At 66.4% G+C, this 20,474-nt stretch carries 17 protein-coding genes; 13 read left to right on the plus strand and 4 right to left on the minus strand.

All coding sequences use genetic code 11. The annotated features are described in order from the left end of the window. Genes glyS through AC1RLW_RS25760 form a run of 4 tightly spaced genes read left to right on the plus strand, consistent with a single transcriptional unit; the run spans window position 1 to window position 4,530 of the window. On the plus strand, window positions 1–2,136 hold the full coding sequence (glyS, locus tag AC1RLW_RS25745; RefSeq protein WP_493195602.1) for a glycine--tRNA ligase subunit beta: 2,136 nt from the start codon (window positions 1–3) through the stop codon (window positions 2,134–2,136). A gap of 37 nt (window positions 2,137–2,173) precedes the next feature. Next, window positions 2,174–2,752, plus strand: coding sequence for a D-glycero-beta-D-manno-heptose 1,7-bisphosphate 7-phosphatase (gene gmhB, locus AC1RLW_RS25750; RefSeq protein ID WP_070062939.1), 579 nt, complete (start codon window positions 2,174–2,176; stop codon window positions 2,750–2,752). Then, on the plus strand, window positions 2,752–3,531 hold the full coding sequence (locus AC1RLW_RS25755) for a lysophospholipid acyltransferase family protein (protein ID WP_095947897.1): 780 nt from the start codon (window positions 2,752–2,754) through the stop codon (window positions 3,529–3,531). Before gmhB ends, AC1RLW_RS25755 begins: the two co-directional genes overlap by 1 nt. A 27-nt stretch (window positions 3,532–3,558) precedes the next feature. Further along, window positions 3,559–4,530 carry a M48 family metallopeptidase gene (locus AC1RLW_RS25760; protein ID WP_307638745.1) on the plus strand — a complete coding sequence of 324 codons (972 nt, stop codon included), beginning with the start codon at window positions 3,559–3,561 and terminating at the stop codon, window positions 4,528–4,530. 729 nt (window positions 4,531–5,259) lie between these two features. Here AC1RLW_RS25760 and AC1RLW_RS25765 read toward each other — a convergent pair. The 4 genes from AC1RLW_RS25765 to AC1RLW_RS25780 form a co-directional block, all read right to left on the minus strand. Continuing rightward, window positions 5,260–6,030 (minus strand): SDR family oxidoreductase, encoded by a 771-nt coding sequence (locus tag AC1RLW_RS25765; protein WP_062478757.1) that lies wholly within the window; start codon window positions 6,028–6,030, stop codon window positions 5,260–5,262. 88 nt (window positions 6,031–6,118) lie between these two features. Beyond that, entirely contained in the window at window positions 6,119–7,048 is a 930-nt protein-coding gene (locus AC1RLW_RS25770; protein ID WP_493195603.1) for a pseudouridine synthase, read from the minus strand. After that, window positions 7,045–8,361: a leucine-rich repeat-containing protein kinase family protein gene (locus tag AC1RLW_RS25775; protein WP_493195604.1), complete on the minus strand. Its 1,317-nt coding sequence runs from the start codon at window positions 8,359–8,361 to the stop codon at window positions 7,045–7,047. The genes AC1RLW_RS25770 and AC1RLW_RS25775 overlap by 4 nt, the downstream gene beginning before the upstream one ends. Before the next feature lie 112 nt (window positions 8,362–8,473). Then, a complete protein-coding gene (locus AC1RLW_RS25780; RefSeq protein ID WP_493195605.1) occupies window positions 8,474–9,532 on the minus strand; it encodes an MBL fold metallo-hydrolase in 1,059 nt (352 codons plus the stop codon). Window positions 9,533–9,626: 94 nt separating this feature from the next. Here AC1RLW_RS25780 and AC1RLW_RS25785 point away from each other — a divergent pair, with 94 nt between their 5' ends. From AC1RLW_RS25785 to AC1RLW_RS25825, 9 genes are all read left to right on the plus strand, one after another. Continuing rightward, window positions 9,627–10,070: a MerR family transcriptional regulator gene (locus tag AC1RLW_RS25785; protein WP_070062936.1), complete on the plus strand. Its 444-nt coding sequence runs from the start codon at window positions 9,627–9,629 to the stop codon at window positions 10,068–10,070. 12 nt (window positions 10,071–10,082) lie between these two features. Beyond that, complete coding sequence (gene can, locus AC1RLW_RS25790) at window positions 10,083–10,817, plus strand: carbonate dehydratase (RefSeq protein WP_062478745.1); 735 nt, start codon at window positions 10,083–10,085, stop codon at window positions 10,815–10,817. 43 nt (window positions 10,818–10,860) lie between these two features. Next, window positions 10,861–12,681, plus strand: a complete 1,821-nt coding sequence (gene aceK / locus AC1RLW_RS25795) for a bifunctional isocitrate dehydrogenase kinase/phosphatase (RefSeq protein ID WP_062478759.1) — start codon at window positions 10,861–10,863, stop codon at window positions 12,679–12,681. 69 nt (window positions 12,682–12,750) lie between these two features. Next, a complete protein-coding gene (locus AC1RLW_RS25800) occupies window positions 12,751–13,935 on the plus strand; it encodes an acetyl-CoA C-acyltransferase (RefSeq protein ID WP_095746933.1) in 1,185 nt (394 codons plus the stop codon). Between the two features lie 90 nt (window positions 13,936–14,025). Continuing rightward, a complete protein-coding gene (locus AC1RLW_RS25805; protein WP_070062931.1) occupies window positions 14,026–15,273 on the plus strand; it encodes a glutamate carboxypeptidase in 1,248 nt (415 codons plus the stop codon). 40 nt (window positions 15,274–15,313) lie between these two features. Beyond that, entirely contained in the window at window positions 15,314–16,444 is a 1,131-nt protein-coding gene (locus AC1RLW_RS25810; RefSeq protein ID WP_159272769.1) for an acyl-CoA dehydrogenase family protein, read from the plus strand. A gap of 8 nt (window positions 16,445–16,452) precedes the next feature. Then, entirely contained in the window at window positions 16,453–17,289 is an 837-nt protein-coding gene (locus AC1RLW_RS25815; RefSeq protein ID WP_493195606.1) for a metallophosphoesterase, read from the plus strand. Window positions 17,290–17,650: 361 nt separating this feature from the next. Beyond that, window positions 17,651–17,932, plus strand: a complete 282-nt coding sequence (locus tag AC1RLW_RS25820) for a hypothetical protein (protein WP_354348248.1) — start codon at window positions 17,651–17,653, stop codon at window positions 17,930–17,932. A 288-nt stretch (window positions 17,933–18,220) separates the two neighbouring features. Further along, window positions 18,221–20,437, plus strand: a complete 2,217-nt coding sequence (locus AC1RLW_RS25825; protein WP_493195607.1) for an FG-GAP repeat protein — start codon at window positions 18,221–18,223, stop codon at window positions 20,435–20,437. Window positions 20,438–20,474: the final 37 nt, after the last annotated feature.

Raw genomic sequence — 20,474 nt, forward strand, 5'->3', positions numbered from 1 at the left:
ATGAACAACAAGAACTCCCTGCTGGTTGAACTGTTTGTCGAAGAGCTGCCGCCCAAGGCGCTGAAGAAGCTCGGTGAGGCTTTCGCGGGCGTGCTGCGCGACCAGCTCGTGGCCCAAGGCCTGGCCGAAGCCGGCTCGGTGCTCACGCCCTACGCTTCGCCGCGCCGCCTGGCCGCCCACCTCACGCACGTGGCCGAGCGCGCCGCCGACAAGGCCGTGTCGCAAAAGCTCATGCCCGTGGCCGTGGGGCTCGACGCCTCGGGCCAACCGACGCCCGCGCTGCTCAAGCGCCTGGCCGCGCTCGGCGCCGACGCCTCGGCCGTGCCCGGCCTCAAGCGCGCCATGGACGGCAAGGCCGAAGCCCTGTTCTACGAAAGCACCGCCAAGGGCGCCACGCTGGCCGAAGGCCTGCAGAAGGCGCTGGCCGAAGCCATCGCCAAGCTGCCGATTCCGAAGGTCATGAGCTACCAGCTCGAAAGCGGCTGCGAACTGCCCGGCTGGAGCAGCGTGAGCTTCGTGCGCCCCGCGCACGGCCTGGTGGCGCTGCATGCCGACACCGTGGTGCCCATCGAGGCGCTGGGCCTGAAGGCCGGCCGCGAGACGCACGGCCACCGCTTCGAAGCGGCGGTCGACCCCGTGGTGCTGCGCGATGCCAACAGCTACGCCCTGCAGCTGCAGGACGACGGCGCCGTCATCGCCAGCTTTGAAGCGCGCCGCGCCGAAATCGCACGCCAGCTCGCGGCCGCCGCCGTGACGGTGGGCGGCGGCTCCGTGCCGATCCACGACGACGCGCTGCTCGACGAAGTCACGGCGCTGGTCGAACGCCCCAACGTGCTGGTCTGCAGCTTCGAGCGCGAGTTCCTCGAAGTGCCGCAGGAGTGCCTCATCCTCACGATGAAGGCCAACCAGAAGTACTTCCCGCTGCTCGACGCGCAAGCCAAGCTCACCAACAAGTTCCTCGTCGTCAGCAACATCAGCCCCGACGACGCGAGCGCCGTGACCGGCGGCAACGAGCGCGTGGTGCGCCCGCGCCTGGCCGACGCCAAGTTCTTCTTCGACCAGGACCGCAAGAAATCGCTGGCCTCGCGCGTCGAATCGCTGGGCAAGGTGGTCTATCACAACAAGCTCGGCACGCAGGGCGAACGCGTGCAGCGCGTGATGCACATCGCGCGCGGCATTGCCGAGAAGCTCGGCGACGCGACGCTCGCCGCGCAAGCCACCCAGGCCGCCCAACTGGCCAAGGCCGACCTCGTGACCGACATGGTCGGCGAGTTCCCCGAGCTGCAGGGCACCATGGGCCGCTACTACGCGCTGCACGACGGCCTCGACGCCGCGGTGGCCGACGCCATCGAAGACCACTACAAGCCGCGCTTCGCCGGCGACGAGCTGCCGCGCAACAGCGTGGGCCTCGTGGTCGCGCTGGCCGACAAGCTCGAGACGCTGGTCGGCATGTTCGGCATCGGCAACCTGCCCACCGGCGACCGCGACCCGTTCGCGCTGCGCCGCCACGCGCTGGGCGTGATCCGCATGCTGATCGAGAAAGACCTCGCGCTGGGGCTCGACGCCCTGCTGCAGGACGCCGCCGCGCAGTTCAGCGCCATCGACGGCTTCGACGGCAGCAAGGCCACGGTCGAGCTGCGCGACTTCATCCTCGACCGCCTCGCCGGCAGCCTGCGCGAGCAGGGCGCCAGCGCCCAGGAAGTCGACGCCGTGCTGGCCCCGCTGCCGCAGCGCCTGGGCGAAGTGCCCAAGCTGCTGGCGGCAGTGCGCGCCTTTGCCGCACTGCCCGCCGCCGCCGCGCTGGCCGCCGCTAACAAGCGCATCGGCAACATCCTGAAGAAGGCACCCGAGGCCGACGCGCACGTGAGCGAACTGCTGCTGCAGGAGCCCGCCGAGAAGGCGCTGCACGCCGCCATGGCGCAGGTCGTGCCCGCCGCCAACGCCCAGTTCGACGCGGGCGACTACACCGGCTCGCTGCAGACGCTGGCCGCGCTGCGCGAACCGGTCGATGCGTTCTTCACGGACGTGATGGTGAATGCCGAGCAGGCCGACCTGCGGCTGAACCGCCTGGGCCTGCTGATGTCGCTGCACAGCGCGATGAACCGCGTGGCGCAGCTCGAGCGGCTGGCTGTCTGACCCCGTGCCCCATCCCTCCACCAGGAGCGGTTCCGCCATGAAGCTCGTCATCCTCGACCGCAACGGCACGATCAACGTGCACCGCGAAGATTTCGTCAAGAGCGACATCGAGTGGACGCCGCTGCCCGGTGCGCTCGAGGCCGTGGCGCGCCTGAACCATGCGGGCTGGCACGTGGTGGTGGCGTCGAACCAGTCGGGCCTGGGCCGCGGGCTGTTCGACATGGCTTCGCTCAATGCCATGCACGCCAAGATGCACAAGATGCTCGCGGCCGTGGGCGGCAAGGTGGATGCGGTGTTCTATTGCCCGCACAGTCCCGACGAAGGCTGTGACTGCCGCAAGCCCAAGGAAGGGCTGTTCCTTCAGATCGGCGACCGCTTCGGCATCGACCTGAAGGGCGTGCCCACCGCGGGCGACAGCCTGCGCGACCTGCAGGCCGGCGCCGCGGCCGGCTGCGAACCGCACCTCCTGCTCACGGGCATGGGCGCGGCGTGCCGCGGGGTTCACCCGCTGCCTCCCGAATATCCGGCGGACACGAGGGTGCATGAAGACCTCGCCGCCTTTGTCGACTTTCTGCTCGCGCGCGAAGCGCGGGCTGCACTGCAGGTGGCTGTCTGATGGCGTTTCTCCGTTCTGTTCTCCACGCCCTGTGGATGCTTGTCACCGTGGTGCCCTGGGGCATCATCATGTGCGTCAGCTCGCTCTGGAAGCGTGGCATTCCGCTGTACTGGATGGCCGAGCAATGGCTCAGCTGGGCCATCGGTGGCGCGCGCGTGCTGCTGGGCATCAAGACCCGCGTGACCGGCATGGAAAACCTGCCGACCGACCAACTCGCCGGCGCGGTGCTGCTGGTGAAGCACCAGTCCACGCTCGAGACTTTCCTCATGCCCACGCTGATGCCGCATCCGCTGGCCTTCGTTTTCAAGAAGGAACTGATCTACGTGCCGTTTTTCGGCTGGGCGATGGCGCGGTTGGACATGATCCACATCGACCGCAGCCAGCGCGCGCAGGCGTTCAACAAGGTGGTGAACCAGGGCCGCAAGCTGCTCGCGCAGGGCATCTGGATCATCATGTTCCCCGAAGGCACGCGCATTCCGCGTGGCCAGAAGGGCACCTACAAGAGCGGCGGCACGCGCCTGGCCTGCGAGACCGGCGTGCCCGTGATCCCCATTGCCGTCACCTCGGCCAAGGTCTGGCCGCGCAAGGCCTTCATCAAGCGCCCTGGCGTGGTCGACGTGTCGATCGGCCCGGCGATCTCGAGCGTGGGCCGCAAGCCCGACGAGCTGATGCGTGAAGTCGAAGCCTGGATCGAGGCCGAGATGCGCCGCCTCGACCCCGAGGCCTACAGCGACACCCCGGCGCAGCCGCAGCAGACGTTGCCGCGCGAAGCGGGCTGACGCGCCACCCTCAGACCCGGGCCCGACATGCGGGGAATGCTGCAGTTCACGATGGACCTCTTCGAGGGGCTGGGGAGCACGCCGGCGCCTGCTGCTGCGCCGCCGCGGCGGCCGCGGAAGAAGGCGCCAGCGCCTGTGCCACCTGCTGCTCCCGCGCCGGTGGTGGCTGTCGCGCCTTCACCTGTCGGACCCGTTGATCCGCGTCCTGCGGTGCCGTTGGCTGACACACTGACGCTGGCGAATTTCACACATCCGCAGGCCACGCGTGAAGTGGTGTTGGGGTCGGCGCGGGTGGCCTACGAGTTCAAGCGGGGGCAGCGCAAGACCATCGGTTTTCTGGTTGGTGCCGAAGGACTGTCGGTGCGGGCGCCGCGGTGGGTCACGTTGCGCGATGTCGATGCGGCGGTGCGTGAGAAGGCTGACTGGATTTTGCGCAAGCTGGCGGAGACGCAGCAACGCAATGCACGGGTCGAGGCGACGCGGATTGCTTGGGAAGACGGGGCGGAGTTTCCTTTTCTTGGCGAGCTGGTGGTGATCCGGCTCGATCCGAAGCACGGGTTTGCCAGTGTGGGAGGGACGCTCGATCCTGCTGTCGAAGGCGGTGGGCCGCGGACTCTGCGGTTGGCTGTGGCGCAGAACGCTGCGCCTTCGCAGATTCGGGATGCGGCGCAGGCCTGGTTGATGCGGCAGGCGCGCAAGCTGTTTATCGAGCGGCTGGATCACTTTGCGCCGCTGCTGGGGGTGTCATGGCAGAAGCTGTCGCTCTCTAACGCTGCTACGCGGTGGGGGAGTGCGAGTGCGGATGGGTCGATTCGGCTGAACTGGCGGTTGATTCACTTTCGCCTGCCGGTGATCGACTACGTTGTGGCGCATGAGTTGGCGCATCTGCGGGTGATGGATCACTCGCATCGGTTCTGGGAGACCGTTGAAAGCGTGGTGCCTGACTATGGGGTGCTTAGGCAGCAGTTGAAGGATGAGGCTGTGCCTCGGTGGGGCTGACTGCTTTCTTTTGCTTCCCGAGGCCGGGTCTCGCCCCGGCGGGCGACTCACTTTCTTTTGCTTCGCCAAAAGAAAGTAAGCAAAGAAAAGGCGACCCCACTGTCTGCGACCCTGCGCTTCGCTACGGGCAACCTGCGGTGCTCGCGTTTCGCGGGGTCTCGCAGAACTCGCTTCGCTCAAACAGCTGCGAGCCCTGATCCGCGAAACGCTGCGCTCCTCGGCGCAGCCAGAGGGGAGGGGACCGCGGGCCGTCGCTTCGCTCGGCCCGGGAACTGCCAACAGCCGAAGCCTGCGTTTGTGCTCGTGCTCGTGCTCGTGCTCGTGGTGGTGGTGGTGGTGGTGGGCACACCCGCATCTGTATGAACGCACGCGCATGCGCTCATGCAAGGAGCAGCGCTATGACCAATCCCCGCCGCAGCAGGCGCGCAGCGCCTGCTGCGGCCCACTGGCCGAGCGAAGCGATGGCCCGTTGGTATCCCAACCCCTTCTGTATGCGCCGAGGAGCGCAGCGTTTCGCGGATCAGGGCTCGCCCTTGTTTGAGCGAAGCGAGTTTGGGCGAGACCCCGCGAAACGTGAGCACCGCAGGTTGCCCGAAGCGAAGCGGAGGGACGCAGACAGCAGGGTCGCCTTTCTTTTGCCTACGTTTCTTTGGCGAAGCAAAGAAAAGTAGGTCGCCCGCCGGGGCGAGACCCGGCCCCGGGAAGCAACCTCACAACGCAGTCCAAAACCTAGCGAGCGTGCGTAACCCCACCGTCCACCACCAGCGTAGACCCCATCACATAGTCCCCAGCCCGCGAAGCCAGGTAGATGGCGGCACCAGCCATGTCCTCAGGCGTACCAATGCGCCCAGCAGGAATCCGTCCTTTGACCTCATCCCCATGATCCCGCGCATCCTTGTTCATATCCGAAGCAAACGCCCCAGGAGCAATCGCACTCACCACGATCCGATCCTGCGCCAACCGCAGCGCCATCCGCCGCGTCAGCTGAATCAACCCAGCCTTGCTCGCCGCATACGAATAAGTCTCCTGCGGATTCACAGAAATCCCGTCGATAGAAGCAATGTTGATCACCTTCGACAGATGATCCGTAGCCGCCTTCTTGAGCATCGGCGTCAGCGCCTTGGTCAGGAAGAAGGGCGTCTTCAGGTTCAGGTCGACGACCTTGTCCCATCCACTCTCCGGAAACTCCTCATACGGCGCCCCCCAAGCAGCCCCCGCGTTGTTGACCAGGATATCGAGCGACCCTTCATGCTTCGCATAAGCATCGACCAGCGCCTGCGCCCCCTCCACAGTCGACACATCAGCAGGCAGCGACACACAATGCCCAAAAGCCGACAGCTCCTTCGCCGTCTGATCGCAAGCCGCCGCCTTGCGCGCCGAGATGTACACGCGTGCGCCCTGCGCCAGGAAGCCTTCGGCAATCATGCGGCCGATGCCGCGCGAGCCGCCGGTAATCAAGGCGCTGCGGCCCTTCAGCGAGAAGAGTTGGGTGGTGTCCATGTGCGGTTGTCTCCTGAGTGGTGGAAGAGAGGAAATTCAATTCCCGTCAGGAGAAAGCTTAGTCCGCGACGCGCCCGCGCCGCGTCACCTAGGCGGCAGCAGGAGCAGAAGGCAGCGCCAGCCGGCGCGGGCTCTCGAAGGTGCGCAAGGCGCCATTCAGCGGGTCGATAAAAGACAGCGACCGGGCCAGCAGCTGCAGCGGCCTGTCGAAGTCGTCATTCCCCGCGGGCTGCAGCGTGGGATAGAACGGGTCGTTCACGATCGGCAAACCCAGCGCCTGGCAGTGCACCCGCAGCTGGTGCTTGCGGCCGGTGACGGGCGAGAGTTCCAGCAGCGCATGGCCGTCGCGGGCCTCGCGCAGCACGATGCGGGTCTCGGAATTCGGCTCGCCAGGCGCTTCGCGCATCCGCATGAAATGGTCGTCGTCCACCAGCCGGCTGCGGTACACGGCGGGTACCGACGACACGCCCTCGTGCCACGGCACGACGGCCTCGTAGTGCTTGTCGATGCGCCGCTCGGGAAACATCGCCTGGTAGGCGCCGCGCGTCTCGCGGCGCACCGAGAACAGCACCAGCCCCGAGGTGTTGCGGTCGATGCGGTGCAGCGGCACGAGGTCGTCCAGCCCGAGCTTGCGCTTCAGGCGCACCAGCAGGCTCTGCTGCACGTACTTGCCGGTGGGCGTGACAGGCACGAAGGGCGGCTTGTCGACCACCACGAGGTCGTCGTCCTGGTGCAGCACCAATTCTTCGAAAGGGATGGGCGTCTCGGCGTCGAGCGCGCGGTAGTAGTACACGCGCAGCGGCGACTCGTAGCGCCGCGTGGCGGTGATGGACACGCCGTGCTCGTCGCACACGTCGTTCGCTTCAATGCGCGACAACCAGGCCTCGCGCGAGATGGCGGGAAAGCGCTCGACGAGAAAGTCGGCGATGGTGGGCCAGGGGCCGTGAGGCAGCGAAACGCAGCTCGGGCTCACGCCGTCGCGCGTGGGCATCGGAACGGGGAAGCGGGGGCGCGTCATGGTTCGGCGGCGTCCAGCACCGGCAGCACCTCGGCGAACGATGGCCGTGCCGCCACGTCGGCTTGCAGGCAGCGCGCCGCGAGCGTGGTCAAGGGCGAAGAAGCCGCATCGTCGCAGCGCTCCGCCAGCTCTTCGAGCAGGCAGCCGAAGGCGCGCATTTCCACGCTCTGCAGGGCCTTCGCCAGTGCCGGGTCGAGCGCGCCGGTCATCCAGCCCGCGCCGAAGTCGCCGAGCCGCCCGCCGTCCTGCGCGTGCCACAGGATGTTGTGGGCGTACAGGTCGCCGTGCAGCAGTCCGCGCGCATGCAGGTGCGCCATGGCCGCCGCGATGTCGCGCGCGATGCGCAGGGCGGTGCGGGTGGTCCAGCGCGCGTCGTTGGCGTAGACATCGCGGGTGCACGAGGCCAGGCTCGGCGGACCGGCCAGGGTGCGGAACGAGGGTGGCACCAGCGCCATCACCAGGCCTTCGGTGCCATCGGGGTGGCCGTCGATGCGGCCCTGCGCGGCGATCAGCGTCGGGTGCGCGCCGGCCGCGATGCAGGCGGCCATCTCGCTGTGCGGCCAGCCGTCGCTGGTGACGGCGCCCTTGAACAGCTTCACCGCCACGGGCTGCGCGGCGGCATCGGGTGTGGCCAGCGTGGCGCGGTGGATCACGCCCGAGGCGCCTTCACCGAGCTTCGGGCCGAGCGTCAGGTTGCGCCAGTCGACGTGCGGCACGGTGGGCGCGTCGATGGCGGCGTCTTCGGCCTGGGTGTCGAACGGGTTGCCCGCGCAGGCCAGCCAGGCCAGACGCGGCAGGGTGGACAGCCAGTCGGGCAGCGCCTCGAAGCGGTTGGCCGACAGGCGCAGCAGCTCGATCTGCCGGCAGCCGGCCACCGACGGCGGCAGGGCGCGCAGGCGGTTGCCGGCCAGCATCAGCTTCTGCATGCGGGTGCAGTCGCCGAGGGTGTCGGGCAGTGCCTCGATCGCGTTGTCGGTCAGGATCAGCCAGCGCAGCGAGGGCGGCAGCGCCTCGGCGGGCACGTGGGCGATGCGGTTGGCCTTGAAGCCCACGATGTCGAGCTGGCGGCACTGGCCGATGGAGGCCGGCAGTTCGGTGAAGCGGTTGTCGGAGCAGAACAGCACGCGCAGCCGGTGCAGCCGACCAAGGTCGTCGGGCAGCGCGCTGAGCGCATTGCCCGTGAGGTTCAGCGTTTCGAGGGTGTCGGCGAGCGCAAAGATCTCGCGCGGGAACTCGGTGAGTCCGCACGAGAGGTCCAGTCGTCGTGCGCCGGCCAGCCGGCCGGCGCGCAGCTCAGCCAGCGTGTTCGACATTGTCATTCCCAGAGTCTATGCGGCCGCCGCCGGGCCGCCCCAAGGCGAGCCGCGCCTCCCCCTCGGGGGGTGGAGTTACACGCAGCGAAGCGAAGTGAAAAGCCGGGGGGCCTCAGGCTGCGCCGAAGCGGTAGATGCCGTCGGCATCGAGCGTGCGCTTCACCTGCCCCGAGAACCACAGCAGGTGCAGGTGGGCCACGGTCTCGCCCATGGCGAAGGTGATCTGGTGCAGGTCGAGCTCGCGCTTGAACAGGATCGGCAGGCCCTCCGACGCCGTGATGGGGCGCGCGAGGCAGGCTTCGAGCAGCTCGGCCAGGCGGTCGCGGTGGTGCTCCTGCAGCTGGTCGACGCGGCGGTGGATGCCGGTGAAGGGCTTGCCGTGCGAGGGCAGGCCCAGCGTGTCGGCCGGCAGGGCCTTGAACTTGTTGATGCTGTCCAGGAACAGGCGCAGCGAATTGGCCTCGGGCTCGCCCGCGTGCACGCTCACGTTGGTCGAGATGCGCGGCAGCATCATGTCGCCGCCCAGCAGCAGCTTCGGCTCGGCGCAGTACAGCGCGATGTGCTCGGGCGCATGGCCGTAGCCGCTGATGCAGCGCCAGTCGCGTCCGCCGATGCGGACGATGTCGCCGTCCATCATGCGCACGTAGCGGGCGGGCACGCTGGGCACCATGTTGGTGTAGTAGCTGGTGCGCGCGCGGATCTTGGCGATCGACTCGGGGTTGGTGAGGCCGTGCGAGGTGAAGAAGTCGGCCGCCGCGTCGCCGCCCGCGAGCGTGTCGCCGGCGCTGCACAGCACGCGCGCCACGTGGTAGTCGGTGGCGCTGATCCACAGCGGCGCGTTCCAGCGCTGGCACAGCCAGTCGGCCAGGCCGATGTGGTCGGGGTGCATGTGGGTCACGATCACGCGCAGGATCGGCAGGCCCTGCAGCTGGGTCTCGAAAATCTGCTCCCACTGCGCGCGGGCCTCGTCGTGCGCGATGCAGCAGTCGACCACCGTCCAGCCCTCGACGCCGTCGATCGCGTCGCGCAGCAGCCAGAGGTTGATGTGGTCCAGCGCAAAAGGCAGCCGCATGCGGATCCAGCGCACGCCGGGCGCGACTTCCAGTGCTTCGCCAGCGGCGGGCAGGGTGTCGCCCAGGGGGTAGTGGAGTTCGCGTTCGAGGAGGTTCATGTATGATTGACGTTTACGTAAACGTCATGGGTTGAGGCAACATTGTAGAGAATGCGCCGCCAACCTGCTGTCGCCCCCGCAACCCTTGCCGCCCATGCCCGCGCAGACCTTCACCATCAGCCAGCTCGCCAAGGAGTTCGACCTCACGACGCGCGCCATCCGCTTCTATGAAGACATGGGCCTGCTGTCGCCTGAGCGGGCCGGCCTGCAGCGCGTGTACAGCGCGCGCGACCGGGCGCGGCTCACGCTCACGCTGCGCGCCAAGCGCCTGGGCCTGACGCTGGTCGAGGCGAAAGACATCCTGGACATGTACGACAGCCCGCGCGACACCGTGCCGCAGCTGGAAAAATTCCTGGGCGTGCTCGGCGCCCACCGCGCGCAGCTCGAGGCGCAGTTGGCCGAACTGCAGGCCAACCTCGCCGAAGTGCGTGAGCACGAGAAAAAGGGTCGCGCCACCCTGACCAGGGCGCAGAAGGCCGCCAAGGCCGTCCAGGACGCCCGAGGTGGCGAAAACACGCCCGACACGACGACTCACTGACAATAGACCACCATGCCCTCCGACAACCTCGACGACCTCTTTGCCCACAACCGTGCCTGGTCCGCCCAGATGGAGCGTGACCGGCCCGGCTTCTTCACCGGCCTTGTCAAGCAGCAGACGCCGCGCTACATGTGGATCGGCTGTTCCGACAGCCGCGTGCCCGCCAACCAGATCACCGGCCTGGAGCCGGGTGAAGTGTTTGTGCACCGCAACGTCGCCAACATCGTGGTGCACTCCGACCTCAACGCGCTCTCGGCGATCCAGTTCGCGGTCGAGCACCTGAAGGTCGAGCACATCATGGTCGTCGGCCACTACGGCTGCGCCGGCGTGAAAGCTGCGCTCAGCGGCAAGCGCATCGGCCTGGCCGACAACTGGATCCGCCACATCCAGGACGTGCGCGACCGTCACAGCGTGATGCTCGACAGCCTGCCCGAAGACGTGCGCGTCGATGCGCTGTGCGAGCTCAACGTGGCCGAGCAGGTGGTCAACGTGGCCGTCAGCACCGTCATGGTCGACGCCTGGGCGCGCGGCCAGAAGGTGCGCATCCACGGCTGGACCTTCGGCGTGCACGACGGCCTGCTGCAAGACCTCGGCCTGAGTGTCGAGGGCGACAAGCCGCTCGACGCCATCTACAAGGCCGCCGTGCAGCGCATCCGCTACAAGTGGAGCAAGCCGGCAGGCGCCTCGCCGTCGGCGCAGGCGGGTGCCGACGGCACCGAAGGCACCGAGACGCCGCCAGCCGCCTGAGTTCGCTGCCGCTGCCATCGCCGCCCCCGTCGGTATTGCCGCCATGTTCCCGCAGCGCCTCGATTCACCGCTGGCCTACGACATCGCGAAGGCGATGATCGACGGGTTCAACCGGCACTACCGGCTGTTCCGGGCCGAATCGGCGCGCGCCAAGCACCGCTTCGAGACCGCCGACTGGCACGGCCAGCAGCGGGCGCAGCGCGAGCGCATCGAGTTCTACGACCTGCGCGTGAACGAGGCCGTGGCCCGGCTCGAAAAAGAGTTCAAGGCCGGCGACCAGCCCATGGAGGTCTGGCACCAGGTCAAGCTGCACTTCATCGGCCTCTTGGTGAACCACCACCAGCCCGAGCTGGCCGAGAGTTTCTTCAACTCGGTCACCACGAAGATCCTGCACCGGGCCTACTTCCAGAACGACTTCATCTTCGTGCGCCCGGCCATCAGCACCGAGTACATCGAGCCGCGCGGCGCACCCACCTACCGGCCGTACTACCCCTCGCAGGCCACGCTGCCCGACATCATCGAGCAGATGCTCGACGACTTCGCATTGCAGGGCAGCTACGCCAACAAGCGGCGCGATGCCGAGCGCGTGGCGCACGTCATCCTGAACCGCTTTCACCAGGTCAAGTTGCGGGCCAACTTCCAGCTGCAGGTGCTGTCGGGCCTGTTCTACCGGAACAAGGGCGCGTACGTGGTCGGCAAGATCATGAACGGCTTCACCGAGATCCCGTTCTCGCTGCCCATCCTGCACGACACCCACGGCAAGTTCTACATTGACGCGGCGCTGTTCGGCGAAGACGACCTGCAGATGCTGTTCAGCTTTGCGCGCGCCTACTTCATGGTCGACATGGAAGTGCCCTCGGCCTGGGTGCAGTTTTTGCGCTCGCTCATGCCGCGCAAGCCGCGCGCCGAAATCTACAACGCGCTCGGCCTGGCCAAGCAGGGCAAGACGCTGTTCTACCGCGACTTCCTGTCGCACCTGAACTACTCGAGCGACCGCTTTCGCATCGCGCCCGGCATCAAGGGCATGGTCATGCTGGTGTTCGACCTGCCCTCGTTCCCCTTCGTGTTCAAGGTCATCAAGGACTTCTACCCGCCGCAGAAGGACACCACGCGCGAGCAGATCAAGGGCAAGTACATGCTCGTGAAACAGCACGACCGCGTGGGCCGCATGGCCGACACGCTCGAGTACAGCAACGTCGGTTTTCCGCTCGACCGCTTCGAGCCCGAGCTCATCGAAGAGATCCGCAAGTTCGCGCCCAGCCAGCTCGAGATCGGCGACCGCGACGGCAACGGGGAGATGGAGGTCGTGCTCAAGCACGTCTACATCGAGCGCCGCATGATTCCGCTGAACATCTACCTGCAGGAAGCCTTCGACACGCTGGCCCACCCCGAGAGCCCGGCCCAGGCCCGGCGAGCCAAGGACCAGCTCGAGCATGCGGTCATCGAGTACGGCAACGCCATCAAGGACATGGTGGCCGCCAACATCTTCCCCGGCGACATGCTGTGGAAGAACTTCGGCGTCACGCGCGGCGGCAAGGTCGTGTTCTACGACTACGACGAAATCGAATACGTCACCGACTGCAAGTTCCGCAAGGTGCCCACGCCGCGCAACGAAGAAGACGAGATGAGCGGCGAGGTCTGGTATTCGGTCGGCCCGAAGGACGTGTTCCCCGAGACCTTCGAACCCTTTCTGCTGGGCAACAAGGACGTGCGCGCCGCCTTCATGGCGCACCACGCCGACCTGCTCGATGCCGCCTTCTGGCAGCACCACAAGGAACGCATCCAGGCCGGCCAGATGCTCGATGTGTTCCCGTACGAAGAGTCGCAACGCTTCCAGCACGAAGGCCACGCGACGCATTTCTGACCGCCCGTTCCCGATTCCTGTTTTCGTTTTGTCTTTGATTTCACTTTCACATTCCTGAAGGAGACCCCCATGTCCGAATCCATCGTCATCGTCGGCGCCGCCCGCACCCCCATGGGTGGCTTCCAGGGCGACTTTTCGTCCCTCTCCGCGCACGACCTGGGCGGCGCGGCCATCAAGGCGGCCGTCGAGCGCGCCGGCATCGCGCCCGAGAGCGTGGGTGAAGTGCTGTTCGGCAACTGCCTCATGGCCGGCCAGGGCCAGGCCCCGGCGCGCCAGGCGGCCTACAAGGGCGGTCTGCCCGACAGCGCGGGCGCCGTCACGCTCAGCAAGATGTGCGGCTCGGCCATGAAGGCCGCGATGCTCGCGCACGACCTGCTGCTGGCCGGCACGCACGACGTCATCGTGGCGGGCGGCATGGAAAGCATGACCAACGCGCCCTACCTCATGCTCAAGGGCCGCGGCGGCTACCGCATGGGCCACGACAAGATCTACGACCACATGATGCTCGACGGCCTCGAAGACGCCTACCAGCCCGGCCGCTCCATGGGCACCTTCGGCGAAGACTGCGCCGCCAAGTACAACTTCACGCGCGAGCAGCAGGACGCCTTCGCCATCGCCAGCGTGCAGCGCGCCAAGGCCGCGACCGAATCGGGCGCCTTCAAGGACGAGATCACGCCCGTCACCGTGAAGGGCCGCGGCGGCGACACCGTCATCTCCATCGACGAAGGCCCGGGCAAGGTCAAGCTCGACAAGATCCCCACGCTCAAGCCTGCGTTCAAGAAAGAAAACGGCACCATCACCGCCGCCTCGAGCTCGTCCATCAACGACGGCGCCGCCGCGCTGGTCATGATGACCGAGTCGCACGCCAAGAAGATCGGCGCCAAGCCGCTGGCGCGCATCGTCGGCCACGCCACGCACGCACAGCAGCCCGAGTGGTTCTCCACCGCGCCGGTCGGCGCCGTGCAGAAGCTCTTCGCCAAGACCGGCTGGAGCGTGAAGGACGTCGACCTGTGGGAGGTGAACGAAGCCTTCGCCGTCGTGCCCATGGCCCTCATGCACGAGCTCGACGTGTCGCACGACATCGTCAACGTGAACGGCGGCGCCTGCGCGCTGGGCCACCCCATCGGCGCCAGCGGTGCGCGCATCATGGTCACGCTGCTGCACGCGCTGAAGGCGCGCGGCAAGAAGCGCGGCGTCGCCACGCTGTGCATCGGCGGCGGCGAAGGCACCGCGGTCGCGCTCGAATTGCTATAACGCCAGGAGCCGCCGGCGTCCGGGAGAGGGCGCCGGCCGGTTTCCACCCCGGACAGTTCAAACAAAACCATGCGTAGAGCAGGAGATTTCATGCGCCCATCCATTCACCGTACCGCCGTTGCCGCCGTGCTCGCTACCGCCTTCGTGGCAGGTGGCGCCTGGGCCCAGAAGCGCGACAACGTGCTGTTCCAGGCCGCCACCGACGAGCAGCCGGCGGTGATCAAGACGCTCGAGAAGCTCGTCAACATCGAGACCGGCACCGGTGACGCCGAAGGCATGGCCGCCGCCGGCGCGTACCTCGAAGGCGAACTGAAGAACCTCGGCTTCACCGTCACGCGCAGCAAGTCGGTCGGCCTCGTGGTCGGCGACAACATCGTGGGCAAGCTCAAGGGCCGCGGCGGCAAGAACCTGCTGCTCATGTCGCACATGGACACCGTGTACACCAAGGGCACGCTCGCCAAGGCGCCGTTCCGCATCGAAGGCGACAAGGCTTACGGCCCCGGTATCGCCGACGACAAGGGCGGCAACGCCGTCATCCTGCACACGCTCAAGCTGCTCAAGGACTACGGCGTGCGCGACTACGGCACCATCACCGTGCTGTTCAACACCGACGAAGAAAAAGGCTCCTTCGGCTCGCGCGACCTGATCCAGGAAGAAGCCAAGCTGGCCGACTACGTGCTCTCGTTCGAGCCCACCAGCGCCGGCGACGAAAAGATGTCGCTCGGCACCTCGGGCATCGCCTACGTGCAGGTCAATATCACCGGCAAGGCCTCGCACGCGGGCGCCGCGCCCGAGCTGGGCGTGAATGCATTGGTCGAGGCCTCCGACCTCGTGCTGCGCACCATGAGCATCGACGACAAGTCGAAGAACCTGCGCTTCAACTGGACCATCGCCAAGGCCGGCAACGTGTCGAACATCATCCCGGCCAGCGCCACGCTGAACGCCGACGTGCGCTACGCACGCAACGAAGACTTCGACGCCGCCATGAAGACCCTCGAAGAAAAGGCGCAGCAGAAAAAACTGCCCGAGGCCGACGTCAAGGTGCTCGTCACGCGCGGCCGTCCAGCCTTCAACGCGGGCGAGGGCGGCAAGAAGCTGGTCGACAAGGCCGTGGGCTTCTACAAGGAAGCCGGCGGCAGCGTGGGCGTCGAAGAGCGCACCGGTGGCGGCACCGACGCGGCCTACGCAGCGCTCTCGGGCAAGCCCGTGATCGAAAGCCTGGGCCTGCCCGGCTTCGGCTACCACAGCGACAAGGCCGAGTACGTCGACATCAGTGCCATTCCGCGCCGCCTGTACATGGCCGCGCGTCTCATCATGGACCTGGGCGCCGGCAAGTAAGCCTCGCACCCACCGACAAGAAAGAACTGGAGACAACGCCATGCTGCTCAGCGCAGACCAGGAAGCCATCCGCGACGCCGTGCGCGATTTTGCGCAGGCCGAGCTCTGGCCCAACGCCCCGAAGTGGGACCGCGACCACAGCTTCCCGAAGGAAGTGCACCAGGGCCTCGCCGCACTGGGCGCCTACGGCATCTGCGTGCCCGAAGAGCATGGCGGCGCGGGCCTCGACTACCTCACGCTCGCACTCGTGCTCGAAGAGATTGCGGCCGGCGACGGCGGCACCAGCACCGCCATCAGCGTCACCAACTGCCCCGTCAACGCCATCCTCATGCGCTACGGCAACGCGCAGCAGAAAAAGAAGTGGCTCGAGCCGCTGGCCCAAGGCCAGATGCTCGGTGCCTTCTGCCTCACCGAACCGCAGGCCGGCAGCGATGCCTCGAGCCTGCGCACCACAGCGCGCAAGGACGGCGACGGCTACGTGATCGACGGCGTCAAGCAGTTCATCACCAGCGGCAAGAACGGTCAGGTCGCCATCGTCATCGCGGTGACCGACAAGGGCGCCGGCAAGCGCGGCATGAGCGCGTTCATCGTGCCCACCGACGCGCCCGGCTACAACGTCGCGCGTTTGGAAGACAAGCTCGGCCAGCACAGCAGCGACACCGCGCAGATCAACTTCGACAGCTGCCGCATCCCGGCCGAGAACCTCATCGGCGCCGAAGGCGAGGGCTACAAGATCGCGCTCGGCGCGCTCGAAGGTGGGCGCATCGGCATCGCCGCGCAAAGCGTGGGCATGGCCCGCAGCGCCTTCGACGTGGCCGTGGCCTACGCCAAGGAGCGCCAAGCCTTCGGCGGCGCCATCTTCGACCAGCAGGCCGTGGGCTTTCGCCTGGCCGAATGCGCCACGCAGATCGAAGCCGCGCGCCAGCTCATCTGGCACGCTGCCAGCCTGCGCGACGCCGGCCGGCCCTGCCTGAAAGAAGCCGCCATGGCCAAGCTCTTCGCCAGCGAAATGGCCGAGCGCGTGTGCAGCGCCGCCATCCAGACCCTGGGCGGCTACGGCTACGTGAACGACTTTCCGCTGGAGCGTATCTACCGCGACGTGCGCGTGTGCCAGATCTACGAAGGCACGTCGGACATCCAGAAGCTGCTGATTCAACGCGCGCTCGCCTGATCGATCACGTGAGCCGACGCCGCGGCCGACCCTGGGGCTCGATCGCCGCGGCACTCGTGCTCGCGGCGCTGGCCGCCTGGAGCGTCGTCATCGAGCCGCGCTGGGTGGCCGCGCGTGTCGAGCCCCTGGGCTCGACGCAGTGGCAACCCCCGGCCGGCCTGAAGGTCGCCGTGGCCAGCGACTGGCACCTCAGCACGCGCTCGCTGTGGCGCGTGACCAGCGCCGACCGCGCCGCGGCCATCGTCGACCAGATCAACGCGGCGCAGCCCGACGTGATCCTGCTGCCCGGCGACTTTCTTGCGGGCTCCGGCGACGACGAAGACTTTTCCATCGAAGCCATGGCCGCCGTGCTCGGCCGCCTGAAGGCACCGCAGGGCGTGTACGCGGTGCTCGGCAACCACGACTGGTGGCACGACGGCGAACGCACCGCCAAGGCCCTGTCCGCACAGGGCATCCGCGTGCTGGAGAACGCCTCGGTGCGCCTGCCCGGGCACGCGCTCTGGGTGGTCGGCATCGGCGACGACTCCACCGGCCATTCGCAGCCCGACAAGGCCCTGGCCGGCGTGCCGCCCGGCGCCGCCACGCTGGTCATGATGCACGACCCCTTCAGCTTCGCCGGCATGCCGCGCACGCAGGGGCTCGTGGTGGCGGGGCACACGCATGGCGGGCAGATCAGCGTGCCGGGCTACGGCGCGCTCGTGGTGCCTGGGCGTGCGCCGCGCGAATGGGCCTACGGCTGGATCGCGCACGGGGACAACAAGCGCATGTACGTGACCAGCGGGCTTGGCGTGAGCATCCTGCCGGTGCGGTTCAACATGCGGCCTGAGTGGGTGATGTTTCGGTAGGGTGGTGCCAATCGCTGGAGCTTGACGAGGCTCTTCGAGACCGCTTACATTGCCTTCGCCTCGTGATGAGCGGGGCCGGGTTTAGCAGCCCGCTGACATCCTGCGACGAAAGCCGCAGTTACCGCACAGGGTCTGCGGCTTTTTCGTTCGTGCTCCTTTTTAGGCGGCTCGAATGGGAGGGCTCGCGCCCTGCCGGTTTCCGCAAGGATGTCCCGGTCTGCTAACCCGTTCGAGCCGCCGCCCTCGTTTAGCAGCGGGTGCGTCGGTTGTTGCAAATCGACATCCTTGGAGGCCTATGGCCACTGCTCCAAATGCGGGTACCGACGCCGGTTGCCCTTGCGCGTCTCAACGACCCACTGCCTTGTTCAAGCCCTTTGAATGGGTTGAAGGCGAAGGGCTCTCTCCTTCACTGCAAGGCCATGCTGCTTTCCTCAACGATGCGCGTGATTTAGTGCAGGGCGCTCAGACGTTGGTACAGCTGCTGGGCTGGGATGAGGATCGACGCGACGTCGCTACTTCTGATGCTGACGCCGCGCCGCTTTTCGATGCATGTCAGCGCAGTTCGCTGCAGCGGTTTCTTGCGGTTTCGCTGGGGCTTCTGCATGCGCGGATTGAAATGCAGTGCGAGGCGTTGGACGAATAGCAGAACGCTTGTATGCCGCTTTTTCGCCTTGATCCAAGGCCGACTGCATGTTGCTCAAAGACCAAGCTTCGCAATCCCTCATCAAGGGGCCGCTCAGGCGGTCGCCTTGATTTGAATCTCGCCCAAGTCAAGTACGCCGTAGTTTGGATATGAGCCGAATGACGCGAGGGCGCCACGACTTCAAATTTCTCTGCCTCGCCCGCAAAACGCGTCTGTAATATCTCGCGACCTAATACTGTACTAAGACACATGAACCGTGGCCGGCTGACCCCATCTGCGCTTTCTCGCGTGACCTTCGCATTGAGCATCGGCCTTGCTGCTGTCCTGACCGCCTGCGGCGGTGGTGGCGGTGGTGGTAGTGGTAGCGGTTTTCCCCTTGTGGGACTCCCTGTCGCCCCAGCACCGGCTCCGGCGCCGCCCGCACCTCCTCCTCCGGCACCTGCGCCGTCGTACTCGATCAGCGGCAAAGCCTCCGGGCTCAAGGCACCACTGAATCTGCGCCTCAATGGTGCTGATGAGTTCACGGTCAAGGCCGATGGCGCGTTCACGGCCCCTGTGTCTATTGCTGCAAACAACCCGTACGAAATTACTGTCGTTGCTCAGCCGGTGGGTTCGCAATGCGCGGTCATCAATGGCTCAGGCACGATCACTGCGCCGGTGACCAACGTTCAGGTGGTCTGCTCTGCGCTGGCCTATGCGGTCGGCGGCAACGTCACCGGTCTGACGGGTAGCCTGGTGCTGCAAAGCAGTGGCCAACCCGACCTGACGGTCAACGCAAACGGGCCGTTTGCATTCCGTGATCCCTTCCCGCATGGGGCGACTTACGCTGTGAGCGTCAAGACCATGCCCGCGGGACAGACCTGTATTGTCTCGAATGGAACAGGAACTGTTGCCGGAGTCGTTTCATCGATTGTGGCTACCTGCAGCGATATTCCTCCTGTGCCCGTGCCTGCGACGCCCGATCAACTCAGCTACACGGCTTCGGTGAAGGCCTATAACTTTACGTGGACTGCCGTACCAGGAGCGACGTACTACCGCATCAGCTTGGATTCCACGGGGACGAGTACTTTCGATCTGATTGCAGACAACATCAAGGCGACGGCCTTTTCGCTGCAGAACATCGAGCTAACGAATCCCCCTCGCGCCGAGCGGTATGGGCTCCAGGCCTGTAATGAAAGTGGATGCAGTGCCTATTCGCATACGCTTGCGGTCCCCTCCGTACAAGAAGCCATCGGGTACTTCAAGCCTTCGTCCGGTGCCGTCGGACACATGGAGTTCGGCCGGGCGATGGCCGTGTCCCGCGATGGAAACTGGATGGTGGTGGGTGCAGCAGGGACGGGCGCTGGTTTCGTCGAGCTTTACTCGCGCCGCAGTGGCCAGTGGGCTTTCGAGACGCGCCTCACGGCTTCCAATGCCGACATGGGCGATGCTTTTGGTACGTCTGTGGCGATCTCGGAGGACGGCAGCGCTGTTCTCGTTGGGGCGACGGGCGAGTCGAGTTCGGCCGTGAATGTCGGCGGCAACAAGTTCGACAACCTGATAGCCGGGGCCGGAGCTGCATATGTCTTCGAACGCTCGGGATCCACTTGGACTGAAGCCGCCTATCTGAAGTCTGGATTCGCATTGATGAACGAAAACTTCGGCTTGAACGTTGCGCTCTCGGCGGACGGATCGATCGCGTGGGTTTCCGGAAACGGCCTTGCACTGCAGGGCTATCAGAAGAGTGCAGGCGCGTGGAGTCGTTTTAACTCCGGCAGCTATGCGACATCGGGCGCGGCTCGCTCGTTGGCCGTGTCGGCCGATGGACTCACCCTTGTCGTAGGTCTGCCCAACGACCCTAGTGCGCTCAACAACTCGCCCAATGACTCCACGGCGCCCGGCGCTGGCGCTGTGCTCGTCATGAAGTGGACCATCCCGACGATCACTGCGATGTACTACCTGAAGGCGGCAACCCCGGAAGCCGGTGCGAATTTTGGCGCTTCCGTCGCCGTGTCCGCCGATGGGCGAGTTGTCGCGGCTGGCTCACCACTCAAGACGGTGACGGGGCTTGCAAAGGCGGGTGCTGTCACCTTGTTCACGTTCAGTGGAGTTGACTATTCGAGGGGCCCGGACGTCAACATGACCACGCCAGCCGGCGGACCAGTTGCGGGCGTGGACTTTGGGCGCTCCGTTTCGTTGTCCTCTGACGGCATGGTCTTGGCGGTGGGGGCCCCGCTGATGAGCGCCCTCGGCACGGGCATCAATCCCCTCCTGCAGTTCGGGGCACCTGCCTATTCAGGCGTTGCCTTCCTGTTCGCGAACAAGAGTGGGACCTGGACTCCGACCGCATGGGTGACCACTGCGCCCATGCGCACGGACGCGCACCTTGGACAAGCCGTTTCTCTTTCTGGGAACGGCAAGACATTGGGTGTCGGTGCGCCTGGCGAGCAGAGCCTAGGAAACGGGATTGGAGGCGACGAATCCAAGGGCTCGGACATCGGCGTTGGAGCGGCATTCCTGTTCTAAGGCGGTGCTCTCGGCGCATGGTGCGGACGGCCTGCGC

It is taken from the genome of Variovorax sp. GW822-FHT04A09, from assembly GCF_058801005.1.